Source organism: Bradyrhizobium sp. ERR14 (assembly GCF_014198235.1).
In the GTDB taxonomy this organism is placed as follows: Bacteria; Pseudomonadota; Alphaproteobacteria; order Rhizobiales; family Xanthobacteraceae; genus Bradyrhizobium.
Genome location: NZ_JACIHD010000010.1, coordinates 115,091 through 134,221, shown reverse-complemented (window position 1 = coordinate 134,221; position 19,131 = coordinate 115,091). Strand labels below are relative to the sequence as shown.

Below are 19,131 nucleotides of genomic sequence, written 5' to 3'. Positions count from 1 at the left end.
AAAAATGAGCGCCGTAATCGGCGCTCATTTGCTTGGTTCGCTCGCCTTGTTGGCCGATCGATAGGGATTACTCGTGGCGTGGATAATATCTGAAGCCGTGCTGCTTGATGAGTTCATCGCGCTTTGCGGATTCGAGATCTTCCTTCATCATTTCTCGAACCAGGCTTTCGAACGACGTCTTGGGCTCCCAGCCGAGTTTCTGCTTGGCCTTTGACGGATCCCCAAGAAGCGTCGCGACTTCGGTAGGGCGGAAATAGCGCGGATCGACCGAAACGACACACTTTCCGGTCTTGGCGTCATATCCCTTTTCTTCGACGCCGCTTCCTTCCCAGCGAACGGTCATGCCCACTTCGTTCGCAGCGACATTCACGAAATCTCGGACAGAGTGCTGCACGCCGGTAGCGATCACGAAATCCTCTGGCTTGTCCTGCTGCAGCATCAGCCATTGCATTTCGACATAGTCGCGAGCGTGCCCCCAATCGCGCAGGGCGTCCAGATTGCCGAGATAAAGGCGCTCCTGCAAGCCGAGATGAATGCGCGCAAGAGCCCGGGTGATCTTTCGAGTGACGAAGGTTTCGCCACGGACCGGAGACTCGTGGTTAAAGAGAATGCCGTTGCAGGCATACATGTCGTAGGCTTCACGGTAATTGACCGTGATCCAGTAGGCGTAAAGCTTGGCGACGGCGTACGGCGAGCGGGGATAGAACGGCGTGGTTTCCTTTTGGGGGATCTCCTGGACCAAGCCGTAGAGCTCAGAGGTGGAGGCCTGATAGAACCGGGTCTTCTTCTCCAAGCCTGTAATGCGCATAGCTTCAAGGATGCGCAACGCGCCAAGGGCGTCGGAGTTCGCCGTATATTCCGGCTCCTCGAACGAGACGGCAACGTGACTCTGCGCCGCGAGATTGTAGATCTCGTCTGGCTGTACCTGGCCGACGATCCGGATCAGGCTCGAGGAGTCCGTCAGATCGCCATAGTGGAGCCGAAAGGGCGGATCAGGCTCGTGCGGATCGAGATACAGATGATCGATGCGATCGGTGTTGAACAGCGAGGTCCGGCGCTTGATGCCGTGGACCTCGTATCCCTTCTGCAAAAGAAGTTCGGCCAAATAGGCGCCGTCCTGGCCAGTCACGCCGGTAATAAGTGCTCGTTTCTTTGTCATATCAGTCCCAAAAATGGAAATTGGTGCTTACACGAAATCGACCTGGTTAGGGAGGGCGAAATAGAGCGAAAATCAAGCTTAGATTAACGGCGTCTGGCTCCAGCCGGCGCGCCAAAGATTTCCTCCGAGTACGTGCGAGGCGCAGTGCCATTCAAGGTGTCTGTCCCTCGTTTGACCGTAGTCGGGCGAAAGGCTTCCAAACCGCGGAAAAAACTAGATCGGATCTCATGACCATATGAGGCTTGGCCCTGTCGATCAGAAGGCCAGCTAGAAGGTCGCGACTTCGCGTGTCCACCGTTGTGGATCCGTTCCCGACTCCGCCCGTACGATTGCGAACCGATCCAACGCATCGACCAACGGCGTGACCACGGGACTCAGATTATCGAGCACGAGAACCGCTTTTCCCTCACGCACGAGCAGCACAAGATGATGCTCTCCGGTCGCTCGGACGACGACCTCAGCGAGAAGGAGGGCCGAGCTGGGCCAGCCGGATCGCAGCAGCAGATGGCGCTTGGTGACGGCATAGTCGCCGCAATTGCCTTCGTCAGGGAATATCTGCCACTCCGCGTCGCGTCGGCTTGCGGGCGGATCCTTTGGTGTTATGCCGAAATTCACTGTTGAATTGATCTGGGCGAGTTCTCGCCAACGCTGAATTGAGGAGCGGAAGTCTCGGACCCTGCGATCGTCGTGGCGCTGACAGTCCTCGGGATATTGAATACAGAATTGTGAGAATGACAGCGGTGGCGTCACCGCTTGGGATTCGTAGTTCGAATAGGCGGGCCGGCCGCAAACGCAATACATTATGGCCAGCATGCGGACCGCATGTCTGATCATCGAAAGTTCGCCTGACATTTCTGATTACTAGGCGAAGTATATTGCGATGCGATGGAATCGCTATGACAATTGTAGGGCAATTCATGCCCAATTGCGAAGCAGCGCGCGAGTCTGATCTCGACCGGCTGGAGGCGATCGTGGCGCAGTTCGTCCGTGTCTTCGACATCAGGCCAATCAGCGAGACATGACAACCATGCCAGCGTTGAGCATCCGCATCCGCCGCATGGTCGTTGTACGTCTCAGCGTCCGGAGACCGACCACCGCATGAACGCTAATCCATTTGAACGCTAGTCCATGCGTCTCACTTTGTACTCGTCGATTAGTAGCGACTTGCTCGGCTTCAAACTGTTGGAGCGTTGCGGTTCGCCGAACGGCACGCTGTAGGCTCGTTCCTCGACACTGCCGGCGAGGAGTAGCGCGAGAAGTCCGCGCGCGAGTGCTCCGACCGTAACAATCGGTTCGGCGAGGAATGGGCCGCAGATCGGCTCGCGTCGGTGTTCGCGATCAATGCGGTACACGCGCATCATGCCGACGACACACGCGCCTGTTTTCTAGCTGCTGAATGCGGTGCTCAACAGTTCAGATCCCGTTCGCGGCTTGTTATTGGCAACAACAGGAAACAGCCAATCACGCCTAAGCTTCGGAGGGGATGTCCTAATTTCGGCCAACCCCGATCGCGTGTTCTCCGAGAGCTCTATGCCTCAGCGGCTATCGGCAGATCGCCCCGCTCACCCCAGCTGCGAAACCAGACTGACCAGCTCCGACTGGCGGTGCGCGCCCGTCTTCGAGAAGATCGACTTGAGGTGGTTGCGGGCGGTTTCGCGCGAGATGCGCAGGTGCTCGGAAGCGCTGGCGAGCGATGCGCCGGTTGCAAGCAGGGCGGCCAGGCGGGATTCCGCCGGGGTGAGATCGAAGGCCTGGCCGATCAGCGCCGGATCCGGCGCCGGGCGTGGAATGAGGTTGGACAGGATCAGCATGGCGCGGGCTCCGAGGAAGACGGAGCGCGCCGCTCCGTCCACCGGCAGGATCCGCAAGACGACCGGTGGCTTTGTCGTCCGGCGGATCAGGATCGGAGAGGCGGGGATGGCGGAGGCGTCCGGCGTGGAGCGCACCGCGCTGATCAGCTGATCGAGCCTTGTCATCGCATGCTTGTCGCGAAGGATGAGGCGCCGCTCTCTGATGCGGATCTCGTTGTCGAATCCCGTTTCGGCTGCCGCGTTGGTGCGCAGGACCATTCCTTCCCGATTGAGGATCAACGCGGGCTGTCGGACCCGGTCCAGAACATCGGTCATCGCGGTGAGTGCAGTCCTGCCGACGACCGTCGCGAGCGTGGCCGTCTCGGTCAGGCGCGGCGCCAATTGGGCAAGCAGCTGCTTGTCGATTGCCTCAAACGGGCCTTCGCGGCCGGTTCGCTGGATCGTCAATGCCCACGCGGCGCTGTCGGCCCAGAAGCCGATGCCGGCGAACCAGCGGAATCCGGATGGAAACAGCAACTCGTTGTACATGGGATCGGCGCGAATCTGCTCCGGCGTCATCACATCGAGGTCGGTCACGACCTCTCCCGCCATCATGCGCGGAAAGCCCTTGGCGCGCGGGTCCCTCAGATGCCAGTTATTCCTAAAGTAGAGTTCGGTAGCCTCCGCAATCGACGCCGTGCGTGGAACGTCCGGGGTCCGGATATCGCTTTGAAGGAGTAGGGCCGCCGACGCGCCCACCGCCTTGCAGATGTCATCCATGATGTCGCGCCATGCTTCCGGATTCACGGCGGCTTCGCCAAGTCGATTGAGGACCTTCGACAGCTCCGCATCGTCGATTTTGTCGACTTTCAAGCGCGGCCCCCTCCGCCTAACCCCACGCATTTCGTTTCGAGCCCGCATGCATCCTTGCTGCATGCATGCAAGTCCCCGACATTTGGGGCCTCGGAATGCGTTTCCCTGACCGGCGATGCTTCGTGAGGAGGCGGCTCGAAGCAAGCCCCCCTTGCCTGTTTTTCCTGAAAAATCGCACTTGACGAAAGTCTGGCGGATGGCTGCGGCAGGCGGCGGGGCCCGGACCGGAATGACCCATTCGGGTCATGCGTCCAGATGTGCCGGCGCTATTCCATGGAAGAGAAATATTTGCCGCACCAGGAATTGAGATGACATTGCTTTGCTTGAGTCAGTCGGATCTCGACGACGGCTTTCGGCTCCCGATATCGATCTGTGGGGATATCAGTGCGCGTCAGAGTGTCGCAGTATGTGTTGCCCGGCGCGGCGCGAATTGTTCAGCTGCGCTATCAACGGTCGCAATCCATTTTCTCGGCAGCTTAAGCGATCTGGTCAAGGCCAGCCGGGGAGGCAAGGCGATCGCTTCATTCCATCCCGTATTGTGCTGCCATTCGGCAGAGCTTCGATCCTCTGGTTTGCCGAAATCGTGCGCAATCGCAAACCTGGAACGCGCGCTTTCTCGGCTGCGCAGTTCGATTCACACTGCGCTTAAGGTTAGCAGCTGTGCTGTCTTGACGCAGTCACGCAACAATGAAAACAATTTGCAATTATCAGAAGTCCTTCGTCGCTCCGTGACAGGACTTCGCCGTTCGACGTCGGGCAACGGCGCCTCGTCGAATCGATACCCGATACAATCATAACAAGACCATTTCATTTCCAACTCGCGCCGTTGGGCTGACGGCGAACTTTTGAGCATCAGAACGTTAAAGGGGGGGCTCGCCATGAGCGACCAGACGATTTTGCGCGCCAGTTTTGTCTCGGAGTCCGCGGCCTATCGCAACACCTTTGGTTGGTACAACAGCTCAACAGGGCTCGGCGGAATTCTGTTCGCAAATGCGGATTCGCAAGGGGCTGGCGCCCTCACCCCCGGTGTCTCCTATGTCGACTTTGCGGTGAACACCGCCGATCTTGGCAAGATCCAGTTCTTCCTCATTCCCGACGGCGCGGCGCCGGGCCGCAACGATGCCGACGATCTCTCCGGCGCCATCAAGGTCATCAAGCTCTCGGACGGCACCTGGGCGGTCGCCGATGTCGATGCCAACGGCAACGTCATTTACGTTGCCGGCAAGCCCGACCTGCTCAGGGGCGCCGGCGCCAATGCGTTGTTCACCGAGACCTCCAAGAACGCGGGCGGCGTCGATTATGCCTCGTCGGTCATGGGCAGCCAGCAGACGGCAGCCAAGCTCGCCGGCGACACCGCCGACGGCGCAACCGGCACCATCGCCTGGGAGGACTCCGCCGCGACGCGCAGGTCCAACGGCACCTACACCGCGCCGGGCGACGCCGACTACAACGACGCTGTCTTCCAGGTTTCGCTCGTGCAGAAACCGGTCGCCAATGCCGATGCGGTCACGATCGGCGAGGATGCCGGCGCCACCGCGATCAACGTGCTCGCCAATGACACCAACCCCGCGGGCGGGACGCTGCGCGTCACCTCCGTCAACACGCAGGGAATTTTGGGGACGGTCAGCATCGCCGCCGACGGCCACAGCATCGTTTATACGCCGGGTTCGGCGTTCCAGTCGCTGCGCGCCGGCCAGTCCGCGAGCGAGAGCTTCACCTACACCGTAACCAACAGCGCCGGCCTGACATCGACAGCGACGGCGACCGTCACGATCCAGGGCGCCAACGATGCCGCAATCATCGGCACGCCTTCGGCTGCCGATGTCACCGAGGATTCCCGCAATCCGACCCTGAAGCTCAGCGGGACGATCGCGATCTCCGACGTCGATCAAGGCGAATCGGCGTTCAAGACCACCGTGGTATCCGCGGTGGGCAATTTCGGCACCCTGTCCCTGAAAGCCGACGGCGGCTACACCTATTCGATCGCCAACAGCGCCGTTCAATATCTCGGCGCCGGCGAGACCAGGGTCGAGACGTTCACGATCAGCGCGCTGGACGGCACGGCTAAGCAGGTCTCCTTCACGGTTCACGGCACCAACGATGCCGCCGTGATCGGCGCGCCCGCCTTCACCACCGTCACCGAGGACGCGAGCACGCCGACGCTGTCGGTGTCAGGCACGATCTCGATCTCGGATGCCGACCAGAACCAGTCCACGTTCCAGGCCGGCGTGATCACTGGGCAGGGCAATCTGGGCGCGTTGACGCTGAATGCCAACGGCACCTACAGCTATTCGGTCGCCAACAGCGCCGTGCAATATCTCGGTGCGGGCGACACCAAGGTCGAAACCTTCATCGTCAAGTCGTTCGACGGCACGGCCAAGCAAATCTCGTTCGTCATCAAGGGCGTCAATGACGCGGCGGTGATCGGCACACCCACGATTCACGATGTCTACGACAATCCGTCCGCACTCGTGCTCACCGCATCGGCAGCATCGGAATCACGGACGTTGATCAGGGCGAAGCGGCGTTCAAGCCGGCCGTTGGCTCCGCTGCCGGCAATCTCGGCTTCCTGCTGCTGTCGGGCGACGGCAGCTATGTCTACGTCGTGGCCGAAAGCGCTGCGCATAATCTGGCGGCCGGTACCGTCAAGGTCGACACCTTCACCGTGACCGCTGTCGATGGCACCACCAAGCAGGTCAGCTTCACCGTTCACGGCCCGGCCGGCGGCAATCACGCGGCGACGATCGGCGATCCCACCATTGCCAATGTGACGGAAGACCTTGCGGCGAACAACGCCGGGAATCTGACCGCCGTGGGCAGCATCTCGGTCAGCGACCCGGACGCGGGCCAGTCCTCGTTCCAGGCCGGCGTGCTCACAGGGCCGGGCAATCTCGGCACGCTGAACCTCTCGGCCAACGGCAGCTACACCTACACCGTCGCCAACAACGCCGCGCAATATCTCGGAGCCGGCGAAACCAAGATCGATACGTTCAGGGTCATCTCTCAGGACGGCACCACCAAGGATGTCACGTTCACAATCCACGGCGAGGACGACGGCGCGACCATCGGCAATGTTGGCGATCACGACGTCACCGAGGACGGCCAGCTGACCGCGTCCGGGCAGCTGTCCATCGTCGACGCCGACCAGAATCAGGCCGCGTTCCAGGCTGGCGAGATCACGGCACCAAGCAACCTCGGCACGGTGACGCTGCTGGCCGACGGCCACTACACCTATTCGGTCGACAACGCCGCCATTCAGTATCTCGGCGCCAACGACACCAGGACGGAGACTTTCACGGTCACGTCGGTCGACGGCACGACAAAGAACATCAGCTTCGATATCCATGGCGCGGAGGACGCGCCGAATCTGAGCGTTCAGGACTCATCGGGCGCCGCCGACGGAAACATCACGCTTCACATTGCCGCCGATAAGGTCGACCAGAGCAGCACCTTGTCGGTGAAGATCGAGGGCGTGCCGTCGAGCTTTACGGTCCAGAACGGCGCAGCGATCGGGGACGGCGTCTGGCTCGTGACGGGCGACTCCATTCAGAACGTCGTCCTGATTCCGAACCACGCCGTTGGCAGCACCGATCCGTTCACGCTGCAGGTCACCGCCATCTCCGACGACGGCATTCATCAGGCGGTGAGCTCAGCCGAGCTCGCGCTGACCGTGACGTCCGGTGCCAACGAGATCAACGCGCTGGATATCGACGGCTATATCGGCGGGGCGACGGTATTTGCTGACGCCAACAACAACGGAATACTTGACGCAGGCGAGGCGTACACGACGACGCGGGCTGACGGCAGCTTTACGTTGGCGGGCGGCTCCGGTCCGCTCGTGAGTATCGGCGGCGTCGATATCTCGACGGGGCTGCAGGTCGCCGGTGTGCTGAGGGCGCCGGAGGGCTCCACCGTCATCACTCCGCTGACGACATTGATCGTTGCGTTGGTCGATAGCACGGCAAACGACGAGCACCCGCTGACGGTGGACCAAGCCATCAACGCCATTGCGGCCGCGTTCAACGTCGATCTCGCCACTGATCCCGCCAACCCCATTGACCTGCTGTCGTACGATCCCGTGCCCGCTGCGGTGAATGGCGATCCGACGGCAACGGCGGTGCTTGCGGCGGCTATCCAGGTCCAAAGCACGGTCGCCCAGGTGTCGGCCGTCGGCGTGGAGACGGGCGCGGTCATTACAGCCATTGCAGGCGCCATTACGGCCTCCCTGAGCGGGCCCGGCGCGCCCGTCTTCGATCTGGCGTCTTCGGAAACGGTTCAGAGCGTCGTCACGTCCACCGGCGTCGACGCGGCGGCCGCCGCGACGGTTATCGAGGTCGTTGCTGCCGCGAACGACAGCATTCAGTCGGCCACGAACGTCACGGAACTGGCGCAGGCCGGTCAGGTCGCTCAAGGCGCGGCCGCCGACCAACTGGCTGCGACCGATTTTTCGGATCAACAATCGATTGATCAGCTCACAGACCGCTTTGTCGAAAATCTGGACACGGAGGTTTCGAATGCCGTGCTGACCCCGGTCGGGAATGCCCTGTTCGGCTCGCTCGGCGATGACGTGCTTTCGGGCGGAGGTGGCAACGATCTGATTGACGGCCAGGACGGCAACGATCGCATCAGCGCTGGTGACGGAAACGACATCCTCTTTGGCGGCGCCGGCAAGGACTATCTCGGCGGCGGCTCGGGTGACGACATCCTCGACGGTGGCCCGGGCTTCGACCGCGCCGTCTATACCGACGCAACCGGCGGCGTCACGATCAACCTCGCGGCCGGAACGGCGTCCGGCGCGGGCGTGGGAACAGACACCCTCGTCAACATCGAAGCTGCCATCGGCAGCGACTTTGCCGATACGTTCAACGCGGCGGGCTTCACCGGCGACGCCCATGTCTCGGGTAGCCCCGTCGGCTACAACGAGTTCGAAGGCAAAGGCGGCGACGACACCATCATCAGCAACACCAACAGCCAGGGTGCCGAGCTGACGCGCGTCTCCTATGTCAGCGCCACCGGCGCGGTGACGGTGGATCTCGCCGCCGGCTATGCGCAGGGTGATGCATCGGTCGGTCACGACACGCTCGTCGGGTCCGGCTTCAACGGCGTCTGGGGCTCCGCCTATAACGACACGATTCTGGGCAGCAACAATCCGATGTTCACCGCGGAGGTGTATTCGGGCTTTGCGGGCAACGACTACATCGACGGCCGCGGTGGCTATGACCGCGTCGACTACAATGTCGATCCGAACACCACGACTGGAATTATGGTCAATCTCGCCGCCGGATCCGTGACCGGCGATTCGACCATCGGAACCGATACGTTGCGCGGGATCGAGGCGATCCGCGGCACCAACTTCGCCGATACCTACAATGCCGTCGGTTTCGGCTCGGGCAGCGTCAATGCCGGCTCGAACGGGACGTTCAATGAGTTCACCGGTAATGGCGGTGACGATATCGTCACCGGCAACGGCTTCACGCGGCTCGGTTTCAACAACGCGACGGCTGGCGTCCAGGTCGACTTCGTCACCGGCTTTGCCACCGGCGATTCATCCGTCGGAACCGACCAATTCAGCGGCGTCAACGCCGTTCAGGCATCGATGTTCGGCGACACGCTGCTGGGCGGGGCGACCAACGACACATTCACCGGCCTTGCCGGCAACGATTATATCGACGGTCGCGGCGGCTTCGACGTCTCGTCCTACAACAACATCTTTTTCATCACGGGAAGCATCACCGTCGACATGGCGGCCGGAATCGTCACCGGCGATGCATCGAACGGCATCGATACACTTCGATCGATCGAGGGCATTCAGGGCACCAACTTCGACGACACCTACGATGCGACCGGTTACGGCGCGAGTGGGGCCAATATCGGCAACAACGGGACCTTCAACCAGTTCGAAGGGCTGAGTGGTGACGACGTCATCACCGGTAACGGCAACACGCGCCTGATTTTCGCCAACGCGACCAGCGGGGTGACCGTCAATCTCGCGGGCGGCACCGCCACCGGCGACGGCTCGACCGGTCACGACACGTTCACCGGCGTCAACAGCGCCGTGGGCAGCAGTCTTGATGACGTTTACGACGCAACGGGTTTCACCGGCGCCAACGCGAACTTCAACACATTCCAGGGCAATGCCGGAAACGACACCATCTCCGGCAATGGCAATACCCAGATCCAGTATGGCAACGCGACCGGCGGTGTGAGCATCAACCTCACCGCGGGCACGGCCGATGGCGACGGCTCGGTCGGCCACGACATCATCACCGGTGGCGTGTTCAACGTTCTGGGGTCCAACTTCAACGACACCATCGTCGGGAGCGCCAGCAACGATGGTCTCTCCGGCAGCAACGGCAACGACACCCTGGATGGTCGATCCGGTAACGACTTCCTCAGCGGTGGCGCCGGTGCGGACACTTTCGTCTATTCGAGCGGCGGCGGCTTCGACTTCGTCCAGGACTTCGTCCATGGCCAGGACAAGCTCGATCTGACCGGTGTCTACGGCATCTTCAGCCTCTCCGACCTGCAAGCGCACGCGGTGCAGAGCGGCCCCAACACGGTCATCACCTTCAGCTCGGGTGACGGCCTCACGCTTCAGAACGTCAATCTGAGCAGCTTGACGGCGAGCGATTTCCTGTTCGGCACGCCGGCCGCGCCGATCGTCGGCGACGAGAACGCGAACGACCTCGTCGGCACCGCCGATGCCGAATCCATCAGCGGTCTCGGGGGCAACGACCGCCTCCAGGGCCTCGGCGGCAGCGATCTCCTGGACGGCGGCTCCGGCTTCGACCGCGCCATCTATACCGATGCGACCGGCGGCATCGCCGCCAACCTCGCGGCCGGCACCGTCTCGGGACCCGGCGTCGGGACGGACACGCTGGTCAACATCGAAGGCGTGGTCGGCAGCAACTATGCCGACACGTTCAATGCGGCCGGGTTTACCGGCTCAACCGGTCTGCCCGGCGTAGCCGCCGGACAGAGCGAGTTCGAAGGGCGCGGCGGCGACGATAGCGTCGTCGGCGATCTCAACGCCCTGGGGCAGGCGGTGACGCGACTGTCCTATCTGAGCGCATCCAGCGCGGTCACCGTCGACATCGGGGCCGGGACCGCGGATGGCGACGCCTCGGTCGGTCACGACACCTTCTCCAACGTCTCGACGATCTGGGGCTCGGCCTCCAACGACACGTTCTACGGCAGCGACAATGCGGCTTTCACCTACGAGACTTATGAAGGTCGCGGCGGCGACGACTATATCGACGGCCGCGGCGGCTACGATCAGGTCACCTACAATTCGGATACGACGACTACCTCAGGCATTTATGTTCACCTCGCCGCAGGCACCGTGAACGGCGATGCGACGGTCGGCACCGATACGATCCGCAACGTCGAGGCCGCCCGCGGCACCAATTTCGACGACACGTTCGATGCGACCGGATTCGGTCAGGCCGGGGCGACCAATGTCGGCTCCTCCGGCGCCTTCAACGACTTCGCCGGCGCCGGCGGCAACGACACCATCATCGGCAACGGCTCCACCCGCCTGAATTACCAGATCGCAGCCTCCAGCGTCAGCGTCGATCTCGAGACCAGCGTCGTCGGGACCACGAATGCGGTCACGGTTGCCGGCAGCGCCACGGGTGCGACCGAGGGTACCGACAGCTTCACCGGCGTCAATGCGGTGCAGGGCTCGACCTTCTCCGATACGCTGCTCGGCAGCAGCTTCAACAACAACTTTACCGGCCTCGGCGGCGACGATTACATCGACGGCCGCGCCGGCTTCGACACCGCGATTTACAACAGCCTCAGCACGGTCACGGGTGGTGTGAGCGTCGACATGGCGGCGGGCACGGCAACCGGCGACGCGTCGATCGGCACCGATACGCTGCGTTCGATCGAGGGCATTCAGGGCACGGGCTACGCCGACACCTATGTGGCGACCGGCTATGGCCAGGCCGGTGCGCTCAATATCGGCAACAACGGCGGCTTCAATCAGTTCGAGGGCCTCGGCGGCGATGACCAGATCACCGGCAACGGCAACACGCGACTGCTCTACACGAATGCCACCGGCGGCGTCACCGTCGGCCTGAACGCCGGCTCGGTCGCGGGCGACGTGTCGGTCGGGCACGACACCTTCACGGGCGTCAACAGCGTCTATGGCAGCAATTTCGCCGATACTTATGATGCCACGGGCTTCATCGGATTCAACTCTTTCCAGGGCCTCGCCGGCAACGACCTCATCACCGGCAACGGCAGCACGCAGCTGCTGTTCGCCAACGCCACTGGCGGCGTTGTTGTCGATCTCGCCAGCGGCACCGTCAGTGGAGATGCCTCCGTCGGGCATGACACCATCACCGGTGGCGTGATCGGCGTGTCCGGATCGAACTTCAACGATACGCTGAAGGGCAGCAGCGGCGCCGACAATCTGGTCGGCAACGGCGGCGCTGACACGTTTGTTTATGTGAGCGGCGGCGGCGCCGATTTCATCGGCGACTTCTCGCATGCGCAAGCCGACAAGATCGACCTTTCGGGCGCAGGCATCTACAACCTCGCTGACGTGCAGGCGATCACCTCGCAGCAGGGACCGAACACGTTCATCAATTTCGGCAATGGCGACAGCCTGACGCTGCAGAACGTGACTCTATCGAACCTGACTGCTGCGGATTTCATCTTCGCGCCAGGCGTTCACCTGATCGGCGATGCCAATCCGAACACGCTGGTCGGCACGGTCTATGCCGACAATTTGAGCGGCCTCGGCGGCAACGACGTCCTGCAAGGGCTCGGCGGCAACGACCAGCTCGACGGCGGCGTAGGCTTTGACCGCGCCGATTACGGCGATGCAACGGGAGGCATCACCGCCAATCTTGCGGCCGGCTCGGTGGCCGGCCCGGGCGTCGGGACAGACGTGCTGGCGAATGTCGAGGGCATCCTCGGCAGCAACTATGCCGACACGTTCAACGCGGCCGGGTTTACCGGCTCGACCGGTCTGCCCGGCGTAGCCGCCGGACAGAGCGAGTTTGAAGGGCGCGGCGGCGACGATAGCGTCGTCGGCGATCTCAACGCCCTGGGGCAGGCGGTGACGCGACTGTCCTATCTGAGCGCATCCAGCGCGGTCACGGTCGACATCGGGGCAGGGACCGCCGATGGCGATGCTTCGGTGGGCCACGACACCTTCTCCAACGTCTCGACGATCTGGGGCTCGGCCTCCAACGACACGTTCTACGGCAGCGACAATGCGGCCTTCACCTACGAGACTTATGAAGGTCGCGGCGGCGACGATTACATCGACGGCCGTGGCGGCTACGATCAGGTCACCTACAATTCGGATACGACGACCACCTCAGGCATCTATGTTCACCTCGCCGCGGGCACTGTGAACGGCGATGCGACTGTCGGCACCGACACGATCCGCAACGTCGAGGCCGCCCGCGGCACCAATTTCGACGACACGTTCGATGCGACCGGATTCGGTCAGGCCGGGGCGACCAATGTCGGCTCCTCCGGCGCCTTCAACGATTTCGCCGGCGCCGGCGGCAACGACACCATCATCGGCAACGGCTCAACCCGCCTGAACTACCAGATCGCGGCCTCCAGCGTCAGCGTCGACCTCGAGACCAGCGCCGTCGGGACCACGAATGCCGTTACGGTTGCAGGCAGCGCCACGGGTGCGACCGAGGGCACCGACAGCTTCACCGGCGTCAATGCGGTGCAGGGCTCGACCTTCTCCGATACGCTGCTCGGCAGCAGCTTCAACAACAACTTTACGGGCCTTGGCGGCGACGACTATATCGACGGCCGCGCTGGCTTCGACGTTGCCATCTACAACAGCCTCAGCACGGTCACAGGCGGTGTCACCGTCGACATGGCGGCAGGCACGGCGACCGGCGACGCGTCGGTCGGCACTGACACGCTGCGTTCGATCGAGGGCATTCAGGGCACGGGCTACGCCGACACCTATGTGGCGACGGGCTATGGCCAGGCCGGTGCGCTCAATATCGGCAATAACGGCACCTTCAACCAGTTCGAGGGCCTCGGCGGTGATGACCAGGTCACCGGCAACGGCAGCACACGACTGCTCTACACGAATGCCACGGGCGGCGTCACCGTCAGCCTGAACGCTGGCTCGGTCACGGGTGACGTGTCGGTCGGGCATGACACCTTCACGGGCGTCAACAGCGTCTATGGCAGCAATTTCGCCGACACTTACGACGCGACCGGCTTCTTCGGATTCAATTCCTTCCAAGGTCTTGCCGGCAACGACCTCATCACCGGCAACGGCAGCACGCAGCTGCTGTTCGCCAACGCCACTGGCGGCGTGACCGTTAATCTCGCAAGCGGTACTGTGGACGGCGACAGTTCGGTGGGTCATGACACCATCATCGGAGGGGTGACCAGCGTTGCGGGCTCGAACTTCAACGACACGATCACCGGTTCTGGTGCCAACGACCAGATGTTCGGCAACGGTGGCAACGATCTGCTCAGCGGCGGTGCCGGCAACGACGGCCTGAACGGCGGCATCGGTGCAGACACCTTTGTCTACGCTGCCGGCGGCGGCGCCGACACCATCGGCGACTTCCTGCAGACGGACGCCGACAAGATCGACCTCACGGGGATCCCTGGTGTCTCGACCCTTGCCGACGTTCAGGCGCTTGCCACCCAACAGGGGCCGAACACGGTCATCAACTTCGGCAATGGCGACACCCTCACGCTGCTGAACGTGACGCTGTCGAACCTCACGGCTGCCGACTTCATCCTGGGGCAGGGCGTGCATCTCGTCGGTGACGCCGGTGCAAATACACTGGTCGGCACCGCCTATGCCGACAGCCTGAGCGGCCTCGGCGGCAACGACCGGCTGAAGGGCCTCGATGGTAATGATCTGCTCGACGGCGGCCTCGGCTTCGACCGCGCCGACTATGTCGCGGCAACGGGCGGCATTACCGCAAATCTTGCGGCAGGCTCGGTGACAGGTCCAGGGGTCGGCACTGACACGCTGGTGAACGTTGAGGGGATTGTGGGCAGCGACTATGCCGACACGTTCAACGCGACTGGCTTTGCGGGCGATAGCGGTATTGCCGGGACCAATGTGGGCTTCAACGAGTTCGAAGGCCGCGGCGGGAACGACAGCATCACGGGCGCGATGAACAGCCTGGGTGCGCTCCTGACGCGCATCTCGTATGCCAACGCAACGGGCGGCGTGACCGTCGATTTGGCGGCCCATTCGGCGACGGGAGATGCTTCGGTCGGTACCGATACCCTGGTGGGCTCGGGCTTCGGGGGAGTTGTCGGCTCTGGGTTTGGCGACCAACTGCTCGGCAGCACCAACGGCGCCGGAACCGTGGAAATCTTCGAAGGCCGCGCCGGCGATGACTTCATCGACGGCCGGGCTGGCTTCGATCGGGCGGACTACGCGCTCGACCCGGCCGCAGTGGGCGGGATCAACGTTCAACTGGCCTCGGGAACCGTGACAGGCGACGCCGCGACGGTCGGCACCGACACGCTGCGATCGGTCGAGTCAGTGCGCGGCTCGAACGCTGCGGACGTCTTCAACGCCGTTGGCTTCAGCGGGGGCAGTCAAAATGCCGGTTCCAACCTCACCTTCAACGAATTCATCGGCATGGGAGGTAACGACAGCATCACCGGTAACGGCAACACGCGCGTTGCATTCACCAACGCCACCGGCGCGGTGACGGTCGATCTGCTGGCAGGTACTGCAAGCGGTGACTTATCCACGGGCAACGATACGTTCAGCGGCGTCAACGCCGTGATGGCCTCGATGTTCAACGACACCATCAGCGGCAGCGATATCACCACGGCCACGGAGACCTTCACCGGACTTGCCGGTGACGACTTCATCGACGGCCGAGGTGGCTTCGATGTCATCAGCTACAACAACCTCTACTTCTCCACCGGCCCGGTCACCATCAACTTCACGGCAGGCACCGCGACCGGTGACGGTTCGATTGGCAATGATACGTTCCGCCGAATCGAGGGTGCCCAGGGCACCACGTTCAACGATGTCTTCACGGCCACGAATTTCGGCGCAGTCGGTTTCCAGAACGGCGCAACCAACAATGTCGGCAACAACGGCAACTTCAACCAGTTCGAGGGCCTGGCCGGCAACGATGGGATCACCGGCAACGGCAACACCCGCATCATCTATTCCAGCGCGACCGATGCTGTGACGATCAACCTGCAGGCGGGGACTGCGACCGGCGGCAGTTCTGTCGGCACCGATACCTATGTGGGCGTCAACAGTGCGACCGGCAGCAACCAGAACGACACCTACAATGCCGCGGGCTTCACCGGCGTGACTTCGGCCGGATCGTTCGGCACCTTCAACCTGTTCGAAGGCCTGCTCGGTAACGATACCATCACCGGCAACGGCAATACGCGGGTCTCGTATTCTCAGGCGAGCGGGGGTGGAGTTTCCGTCGATCTTTCGACGGGAACTGTGAGCGGTGCGGCCGGCGCAGACTTCATCACGGGAGGCGTCAACAGCGTCCAGGGTTCGAACCAGGCCGACACGCTCGTCGGCGGCTCGAATAACGAGTTCTTCTTCGGCGGCGGCAGTGGCGACACGATCAACGCAGGCGGCGGCAATGACGGCATCACCGGCCAGGGCGGCAACGATACGATCGACGGCGGCGCCGGCTCGGACATGGTGATCTTCTCGGGTACGCAATCGCAATACACCGTCACGACGGCTGGAACGGTCCAGGTTCAAGACAATGTCGTGAATCGCGACGGCACCGACACCCTGACCAACGTCGAAGCGCTGCAGTTTAGCGACGCCATCGTGCTGCTGTCGTCGGGAGCTTCGGGCAGTCCGATCGACCTCTCGACGCAACAGTTCTCTAACACGGCACCCGTGATCGGAACGGCTGGAGATGATTATCTTCGCGTCGGAGCCAATATCTTCGGACACGGGATCAATCTGGGAGTCGGGACGGGCGATACCGTCCTGCTCAACGGCACCTTCGGTAACGGCTACACGCTCAATCTCTCAGGTGTCGAAAACCTGATCGGGAACGGCAATGATGAGTTCGTCAACCTCACGACGACCGCCAACGGACTGGTCCTCGATCTCGGCGGCGGCAATGATCAGCTCAATCTCGCGGGCGGCGCCAACACGCTCAGCCTGATCGGTGTCGAGGGAGTCGGCGGGTCCGATTTCGGCGTGACGCCCGGCGTCAACGACGTGCTCACCTTATCGACGATTGTCACGGGCCTGAACATCAGCCTCGGCAACGGCGACAATACGATGAATCTCGCAGCCGGCGCGAACTCGTTCGTGAACATCTACGACGTCAACCACGTGCACGGAACCGCGAGCGACGACACCTTAACCGTGACCGGTGCGATCGCCGCGGCCAACGGCGTCGCGGTCGACCTCGGCGATGGCGAGGATACGATCGTTCTCAACGGAAACTTCGCGGCATTCGCCGCGCTCGGCGTCGAGCACATCAACGGCAATTCAGGCGACAATTCAGTCAGCTTGACGAATACCGTCGACGGCATCTTCATCGACATGGGCGGTGGAAACGATCTGGTGTCGCTCGCCAATGGCGTGAATTCGGTCAGCATCAATGGTGTCGAAAACCTCAACGGCAGTGATTTTACCGGCAATCTCAACCCGTCGGACGATATGGTCACGCTTCTGAACACCGTGTCCGGAGTGTCGGTCAATCTCGGCGAAGGGACGGCAAACGTCCTGAATCTCGCCGCAGGCAGCAATTCGTTCGACAATCTGTGGAACGTGAATCTGCTCAACGGGAGCTCGTCGGACGACATTCTGACGTTGCAGGGCAGCCCGGCGAACGCGATCGATCTCGGCGGCGGCGACGACACTCTGAACTTCAACGCGAATGTCTATGACATCACGGTGACCAATGTCGAAACCGTCAATGCCGCCGCGAATTTCGACAGGATCACGATCGGCAATGCGTCGGGTAACACCACGATCACTGCCGGCGCGGGTGCGGATGAGATCTTCGCCAGTGCGGGCCATGACAACTTCCGCTTCGTCAGCACCGCGGATTCCGCCGCCGGTGCCGCGGATACCATTCACAGTTTCGATGCCGACAATGACAGCTTTACGTTCTCAGGCATCAGCGTCGCCGGCGGTCACATCGAGTACGTGGAGAATGCGGCGTTGCTCGGCGCCAACCAGGCTTCGGCTCATCTGCAGAACTTCGGGCCGGGTAACGACTATCTTCAGATCGATATCGATGGCGACGGAACGAGTGATATGGATGTGAGCCTGCAGAATGCGAGCGGCACGCTGCACAACGGCAACTTCCTGTTGAGCTGAGAGGGAACCGGCTTCGGAGAAGGCGTTGGCCGCCTGCCGGCCTGTCTCCGGAGCCGCCGTCCGGCAATCGGCGCGCGAGCCCAAGCAAAAACCGCCACCACCAGCTATCCGGTGGATCGGCGGTCTGTGGTCGAAGGTCGCTGGGTCGAAGGTGGCTGGCCTCTCAGGGCGCTCTTAGCTAAGCGCTCCCGCGCTCACCGAACGTACCAATAGCCCCACCAGCGCTGGGACACCGGACGCACCTGCGCCTTCATGGCTGCGACTTCTTCGACGGAGCGAAGTTGCGGGCCATAGATCGCGGGCGGATAAACGTCATCCCACAGCACGACCCCGGTTTGCGCGTAGGCCGCGCGCTGATGTGCTGGAGCAACCGCCAGCTCGGCGGCCGGTGCTACGGATGCTGTCAAAGCGAGACCGAGAGCGGACAGGGCAATGGATGGAATAAGGGCGCGGACGTTCATTGGATTGAATCCCTCGTAATATGAGATGCGAAATAATGCGACGGGTCCCGACTGGTTGCAAGGGCATGGATTGGCCGGTTGGCCCGAAATTTCCTGTTCGTGGGAGGGCGTGCCAGGTCCGTTCGACGGCAGCAGCTCTTGGACAGATCGGGATCGCGAGGACATCTCTTTATATTGAGTGACTCTAATGAGTGATCTTGATCGCAGCGGTCAATGCACGGGAGTTGTGCTGCATGCACGTAAGAGGTCAGGCATGAACAATCTTTCGGCGCCCGAGGTCGGCAAGAACCATGATGTCGACACACTGCTCGCTCTTGATGAGTCCCGGACTATCTAGGGCGACTCCCATGACTTCTACATTCCTCTCCGCTTTCATTTTCGGCGCTGGCCTCACCTTGGGATACGCGCTACGCGCTTGGCGCGTGCAACGAAGCCCTGCGAACCCGTCCCGCGGCGCCTCGCGCCGAATGACCGGACCGACTCCCACCTCGACGTTCGGCCACGCTCGACGAGCCTTTTAGGCAACGTCCGATTCGCTGGCGG

At 62.2% G+C, this 19,131-nt stretch carries 6 protein-coding genes and 1 pseudogene; 2 read left to right on the top strand and 5 right to left on the bottom strand.

What is annotated here, in order from left to right:
• Positions 1-67: 67 nt before the first annotated feature.
• The 4 genes from gmd to GGD62_RS25855 form a co-directional block, all read right to left on the bottom strand.
• A complete protein-coding gene (gene gmd / locus GGD62_RS25870) occupies positions 68-1,159 on the bottom strand; it encodes a GDP-mannose 4,6-dehydratase (protein ID WP_183710896.1) in 1,092 nt (363 codons plus the stop codon).
• A 267-nt stretch (positions 1,160-1,426) separates the two neighbouring features.
• Complete coding sequence (locus GGD62_RS25865; protein WP_183710894.1) at positions 1,427-1,993, bottom strand: transglutaminase-like cysteine peptidase; 567 nt, start codon at positions 1,991-1,993, stop codon at positions 1,427-1,429.
• A 287-nt stretch (positions 1,994-2,280) separates the two neighbouring features.
• Complete coding sequence (locus GGD62_RS25860) at positions 2,281-2,520, bottom strand: hypothetical protein (RefSeq protein WP_183710892.1); 240 nt, start codon at positions 2,518-2,520, stop codon at positions 2,281-2,283.
• 201 nt (positions 2,521-2,721) lie between these two features.
• Positions 2,722-3,822, bottom strand: coding sequence for a helix-turn-helix transcriptional regulator (locus tag GGD62_RS25855; protein ID WP_183710891.1), 1,101 nt, complete (start codon positions 3,820-3,822; stop codon positions 2,722-2,724).
• Between the two features lie 878 nt (positions 3,823-4,700).
• On the opposite strand from GGD62_RS25855, the pseudogene GGD62_RS40930 reads away from it, so the two are divergent.
• A pseudogene (locus tag GGD62_RS40930) lies at positions 4,701-6,266 on the top strand (VCBS domain-containing protein); the annotation flags it as partial.
• Positions 6,267-6,304: 38 nt separating this feature from the next.
• The gene (locus tag GGD62_RS25845; RefSeq protein ID WP_312014299.1) at positions 6,305-18,127 is read left to right on the top strand and encodes a VCBS domain-containing protein; all 11,823 of its coding nucleotides are present in this window, start codon (positions 6,305-6,307) and stop codon (positions 18,125-18,127) included.
• A 194-nt stretch (positions 18,128-18,321) separates the two neighbouring features.
• Here GGD62_RS25845 and GGD62_RS25840 read toward each other — a convergent pair whose 3' ends face one another.
• Entirely contained in the window at positions 18,322-18,588 is a 267-nt protein-coding gene (locus GGD62_RS25840; protein WP_183710888.1) for a hypothetical protein, read from the bottom strand.
• Positions 18,589-19,131: the final 543 nt, after the last annotated feature.

What these genes read in the sequence shown, in the direction of transcription:
- gmd (WP_183710896.1), bottom strand. Translation starts at nt 1,159, where the DNA reads ATGACAAAGAAACGAGCACTTATTACCGGCGTGACTGGCCAGGACGGC.
- GGD62_RS25865 (WP_183710894.1), bottom strand. Translation starts at nt 1,993, where the DNA reads ATGATCAGACATGCGGTCCGCATGCTGGCCATAATGTATTGCGTTTGC.
- GGD62_RS25860 (WP_183710892.1), bottom strand. Translation starts at nt 2,520, where the DNA reads ATGATGCGCGTGTACCGCATTGATCGCGAACACCGACGCGAGCCGATC.
- GGD62_RS25840 (WP_183710888.1), bottom strand. Translation starts at nt 18,588, where the DNA reads ATGAACGTCCGCGCCCTTATTCCATCCATTGCCCTGTCCGCTCTCGGT.